Here is a 2309-nt window from a genome sequence, read left to right as displayed (position 1 = left end):
CAGGCCGTGCGGCGGGTCAGCGGCGGGTCAGCGGCGGGGGCGGGCGGTGCGGCCGAAGAGCCAGCCGAGGGCCGCGCCCGCGAGCGCGACGCCGGCGCCCATGCCGAACGAGGCCAGCATGACCCACGGCCGCGTCTCCGCGTGCCGCTTCGGCGGCCGCTCGTACACAGCCGCCCCGGGAGCCGCCGCCATCGCGGGAGCCAGAGCCACTCCGGTCTCGGCGGCCGCTCCTGGCGCGGCGGCGACGGTGGAAGGGGCTTGGGCGGGTCCGGGCGCCGGGGCGGCGCGCAGGTGGTCCTCGACCGCCGCGAAGAACTCCCCCGCCGTCCTCTTGGCCACCGAGCCGAGCATGCGCTGCCCCACGCCGCCGATCATGCCGCCGATCACGGCGTCGGCGTCGTAGTCGACCCGGGTCCCCTCGTCGATCTCGCTGAGCCGTACCTGGACCGTCGCGTCCACCGTGCCGGGGGCGCCCTGGCCGCGCGCCCGCAGGACGAAGCGCTCGGGGGCGTGCGGCTCGGCCAGCGCCACCTCACCCTGGTAGACGCCCTTGACGGACGCCACCCCCGCGTTGACGGTCATCCTGTAGGTGTCGGGGCCGCTCTCCTCCAGGCGTTCGCAGCCCGGGATGGTGCGCACCAGCACCGCCGGGTCCTGCAGCGCGGCCCACACCCGATCTCTCTCGACGCCGATCACGGCGCTACCTGCGACCTTCACATGGCCACTCTAGGGAGGGCGGATGGCCGCGATAAGGGCAACACCTGCCAGACGGTGGATCCGTGGGGCGATCACGACCTGACAGTGGAACGGCCTGCCCGTGGCGTGGGCCGGGATCAGCCCCGGGAGGTACGCGGAAATCAGCTCACCGGCTGACGCGCCGCCCTGGCCTCGTACGACATCCTCGATGGCACCGAAACGAGCGCGCATGTGACGGAGATCGCATCGCGATGCTCTACTGCTTGTAGTACTACTACTTGTAGAAGTACTACGGCTTGTAGAGCTAGGGAGCCGACGAGGGGAAATGGACGCACTTGACCTGGCGCGGTGGCAGTTCGGGGTGACCACCGTCTACCACTTTCTGTTCGTGCCACTGACGATCGGCCTGGGCGTCTTCGTGGCGGGCCTGCAGACGGCGTGGCACCGGACCGGCAAGGAGCACTACCTCCGGCTGACCAGGTTCTTCGGCAAGCTGTTCCTGATCAACTTCGCCATGGGCGTGGTAACCGGCATCGTGCAGGAGTTCCAGTTCGGGATGAACTGGAGCGAATACTCCACGTTCGTGGGTGACGTGTTCGGGGCGCCGCTGGCCATGGAGGCGCTGCTGGCGTTCTTCATGGAGTCCACGTTCCTGGGGTTGTGGATCTTCGGCTGGGACCGGCTGCCCAAACGGGTGCACCTGGCCTGCATCTGGGCCGCCGCCATCGGGTCCAACTTGTCGGCCTACTTCATCCTCGCGGCGAACGCCTGGATGAAGCACCCGGTGGGCTACGAGGTGGTCGACGGCAGGGCTCGGATGACCGACCTGTGGGCGGTGCTCACCAACTCCACGGCGCTGGCCCAGGTGCCCCACGTGATCGGCGCGTCCTTCGTCGTGGCGGGCGGGTTCGTGCTGGCGGTGAGCGGCTACTGGCTGCTGCGCACCCGGGCCGACATGTGGCGGGGCGTCGCGCGGGCCGCGCTGGTCATGACGGCGGTCGCGGGGGCGGTCGTCGTGGGCAGCGGCGACATGTCGGCCAAGCTGGCCCACGAGCAGCAGCCGATGAAACTCGCCGTCGCCGAGGGCCTCGAACGTGACACGGCGGGAGCGCCGTTCACGATCGCGCCCGGCATCGAGATTCCCAAGGTCGTCAGCTTCCTGTCCACCGGCGACTTCGACGCCACCGTGCAGGGCGCCGAGGACGTCCAGCGGAGGTTCGAGGAACTGTTCGGCCCCGGCGACTACCGGCCCGACCAGGCCGTCGTCTTCTGGTCCTACCGGGTCATGCTCGGCTTGGGGATGGTCACGGCGGGGCTGTCGGTGCTGGGCCTGTGGCTCACCCGCCGCAGGCGGCCGATGCCCGGCTGGCTGGCGAGGCTGTTCGTGCTCGCCCTGCCGCTGCCGCTGGCCGCGGTGATCGCGGGGTGGCTGCTGAGCGAGGTGGGCCGTCAGCCGTGGACCGTCGCGGGCGAACTGCTGACCGCCGCGAGCGTCTCCCCCGGGGTGAGCCTGGCCGAAGTGGCCGTCTCGCTGACGATCTTCACGCTCCTGTACGGCGCGCTCGCGGTGGCCGAGGCCGTACTCCTGACCAGGCACGTACGCGGGGGCCCCG

The 2309-nt window shown here is 70.9% G+C and carries 2 protein-coding genes; one reads left to right on the top strand and one right to left on the bottom strand.

Annotated elements, in window-relative coordinates; genetic code table 11:
• Nucleotides 1-27 precede the first annotated feature (27 nt).
• Nucleotides 28-717, bottom strand: coding sequence for an SRPBCC family protein (locus DAT37_RS39615; RefSeq protein ID WP_109530095.1), 690 nt, complete (start codon nt 715-717; stop codon nt 28-30).
• A gap of 304 nt (nt 718-1021) precedes the next feature.
• Between DAT37_RS39615 and DAT37_RS39605 the strand changes: the two genes are divergently transcribed.
• Nucleotides 1022-2309 (top strand): cytochrome ubiquinol oxidase subunit I (locus DAT37_RS39605; RefSeq protein ID WP_109530093.1); only part of this gene is annotated, 1288 nt, incomplete at its 3' end.

The sequence above is a fragment of the Nocardia aurea genome (genome assembly GCF_003123685.1).
GTDB lineage: Bacteria > Actinomycetota > Actinomycetes > Mycobacteriales > Mycobacteriaceae > Nocardia > Nocardia aurea.
The sequence above is the reverse complement of the archived record's forward strand: the minus strand, read 5'-3'. Positions and strand labels throughout refer to the sequence as shown.